General features: G+C 53.7%; 4 protein-coding genes. 3 read left to right on the top strand and 1 reads right to left on the bottom strand.

Annotation, left to right across the window (positions count from 1 at the left end):
* Together ACE04A_RS04955 and ACE04A_RS04960 are read left to right on the top strand one after the other, a co-directional pair.
* A partial coding sequence (locus ACE04A_RS04955; RefSeq protein ID WP_485819902.1) for an integrase core domain-containing protein occupies window positions 1-523 on the top strand: 523 nt, incomplete at its 5' end.
* Window positions 524-533: 10 nt separating this feature from the next.
* Complete coding sequence (locus tag ACE04A_RS04960) at window positions 534-1,277, top strand: DUF2971 domain-containing protein (RefSeq protein WP_448717227.1); 744 nt, start codon at window positions 534-536, stop codon at window positions 1,275-1,277.
* Between the two features lie 220 nt (window positions 1,278-1,497).
* On the opposite strand, the gene ACE04A_RS04965 is transcribed toward ACE04A_RS04960, so the two are convergent.
* The gene (locus ACE04A_RS04965) at window positions 1,498-2,256 is read right to left on the bottom strand and encodes an MltR family transcriptional regulator (RefSeq protein WP_448717226.1); all 759 of its coding nucleotides are present in this window, start codon (window positions 2,254-2,256) and stop codon (window positions 1,498-1,500) included.
* Between the two features lie 229 nt (window positions 2,257-2,485).
* On the opposite strand from ACE04A_RS04965, the gene ACE04A_RS04970 reads away from it, so the two are divergent.
* A partial coding sequence (locus ACE04A_RS04970) for a transposase (protein ID WP_485819904.1) occupies window positions 2,486-2,911 on the top strand: 426 nt, incomplete at its 3' end.

Genomic DNA, 2,911 nt, shown 5'->3' on the forward strand with positions numbered 1-2,911 from the left:
GGCCGTCGCGCGCAGCGATCAACGCTGGTGTTCTGACGGTTTTGAATTCCGATGCGACAACGGTGAACCGCTGCGGGTGACGTTTGCGCTGGACTGTTGCGATCGCGAAGCGTTGAGCTGGGCGGCCACCACTGCGGGGCACAGCGGCGACATCGTCCGCGATGTGATGCTGGCCGCCGTTGAAAACCGCTTCGGTGGCACGTTGAAACCGCCTCACCCCATTGAGTGGCTAACCGACAACGGCTCGGGCTACATCGCCGAAAAAACGCGTTCGTTCGCCACCGAGATCGGCCTGCATCCATTGACCACGCCCGTGTGCAGCCCGCAGAGCAACGGAATGGCCGAGAGCTTCGTAAAGACCATGAAGCGCGATTATGTTGCCTTCATGCCCAAGCCCGATGCCAATACTGCCGCACATAACTTGGCTCTGGCCTTCGAGCACTACAACGAATCGCATCCACACAGTGCGTTGAAGTATCGTTCTCCCCGAGAGTTCCGGCGTCTCGCCGTTTTATCAACTTAACGGTGAAGTGGTGTCCGGCGATACAGGGTCAAATCCACATGCGGAGTACGAGCGGGCAAAAGAACTGGTGCACGAATCAGACGATCACCCTGAACGTCGTAAATCTTTCTTAATCTTTTTGTTGGATCAGAGCCACCGCTTCAAAGATCCCAAATCGGGTGAGCAGATAGGCTTAAACAAGGCACTCCAGCGTTTCATTCAATCGCTGGGCATCTTGTCTCTTTCACGAACCCCAACTGACGCGCTATTGTGGTCGCACTACGCTGAAGGGCATTGTGGCCTGTGCCTGGGATTCGATCCGGAGCTTCTTGAGCTAGATGTTTTTATCAAAGGCGACGTTGAGTACGCTGCTAAACCTCCTTACGTAGACCTTTTTTTGAAGATGACGGAAGAGATTGGTGAGTTCGTCCGCCCATGGGAGCAGCACAAGTACCCTGATGAGCAGGCGGATCAGTTCTACACATCCCAGTTGTCCCGCCTTATGCGAGCAAACTTGCTCGTAAAGTCGGAGAAATGGAAGTACGAGGAAGAGTACAGAATGATCACTTCGCGGCCCGGTCACCATGCGTTCTCTCCGAGAGCTTTACGTGAAGTGGTTTTAGGTACTAGGACACACGAATCAGACCGTGAAACGCTAACCAACATCTTGCGTCATCCAGATTACGCGCATGTGCAAGTCCGAAGCGTTCGGCAAGTGCCTGGCACATTCGAGTTTGGTTTGGTAGACCGGGGCGACCAAGTCAGCATCAAGTAAGAGGACCGCTTTGGGTCGTCCACGACCTTTCGGCAAGGATGGCTCGCGGCCAAAACCGGTCGACCATGTGTGTCCGCTTTTGGGTTGTACCGGAGTTGTCAGCCACTCGCCGTGCTTGTTGATTTCGACCGCTTGAAGCAGGTCATAGTGGGTGGAACACACACAACCTTGTCTACCGCGCCAGGTTTCTTTGTATATGTAGAGTGAGCCGTTCCGGCGCCTATTGGGAGAGTTTTTCTGCGTCTGCCAAAAGGATCATCAGTTCGGGCTTCATTTCCCTTGGCACTTGCGACATAAGTATCCCTAGCTGTAATCTGAAAAGCTCTAGCCTTCGAACCCAGAAGCGTTTGCGCTCACCCGTTGCTTCGTTGCAATGCGTTCGGATGCGTTCCAAGCTTTCGCGGGTCTGCTGAATCTGCACTGGGAACTCGCCTCGGAAAGTCAGTGGTATGAGTCGCGTTCCCGTAACTTTCACTTGAGTACCCTTGACATGAATCTGTTGCGTCATCGAACTGATCTCAGCGAGCAATGCCGAGATGGAGCTTCGAACCTTATTTACGCTTGTCTCTGGGAAATTCTCATCAAGATAGCTGAAAGACATGTTCCGCGCATAGGACGCTAACTTGTCCTGTTCTAAACTCACGTGCTCCCAGGCATGCGCAAACTCATTCCTAATCTTGCGTAGGTACTCGAGATCTTTGAACTGTTCTTCATTGATCAACCCGAGGGCGTAGCTCGCCTTGATCCGCGATGAGAATGTACCCAGCGGCGCATTGAAACCGGTCAGCAAGTCCTTGCTCGCTGCGACAGGGAGCATGAAGGCTTCGATCAGCCGTCCCAAGGCTTCCTCCGCGAATGCGGCCAACGACAGAATCAGACCACGTTCGTCGTGGTCGTGTAGCATCCTCGTTAACCGATTCAGCGGTCCAAATACGTCATCTTCTATATTTAAGTGTTCATCCGTCTTTAGACGCGCCATGTTTTTCCTTGATGTTCCCAAATAGGACGTCTCATTGAACCATCGCGGTTTGACGGCTGTCGAGATTCAAAGCGAGTATTACGCATCGCGGAATGCTACACGTCTGATTTGCATCGATAGATCGATGGGCTTGAAGGTCCGCTCCGGGTCGATTCTGTTGAAAAACTCGCGGCCGTCTCGGTCGTCTGGCAGAATTTGCAAAGCGCCAACGAGTTCGGAGAGCACCGACATGATGGGTCATCAAGCGAGCGGGCAAGAGCGGCTGTTCTACGCTTTCAACCTTGAAGACGTCGTTCCGCCGACCCATCTTCTTAGAGCCATCGATCGCTGTCTGGATCTGAAGGAACTCCACCAACACCTGGCGAAGCACTACAGCCATACGGGCCGTCCGTCCATTGACCCCGAACTTATGATCCGTATGCTGATCGTTGGGTATTGCTACGGCATCCGCTCCGAGCGTCGTCTGTGCGAAGAGGTTCAACTGAATCTTGCATATCGATGGTTCTGTCGTCTCGGCCTCGAGGATGCAGTGCCCGATCACTCGACCTTCTCCAAGAACCGACATGGACGTTTCCGCGCCAGCGATACCTTCCGCTGGTTGTTCGATGAAGTGGTCCACCGTTGCATGGCTGCGGGCCTAGTCAAAGGCGAAGGC

This window comes from Achromobacter colocynthidis, assembly GCF_057334535.1.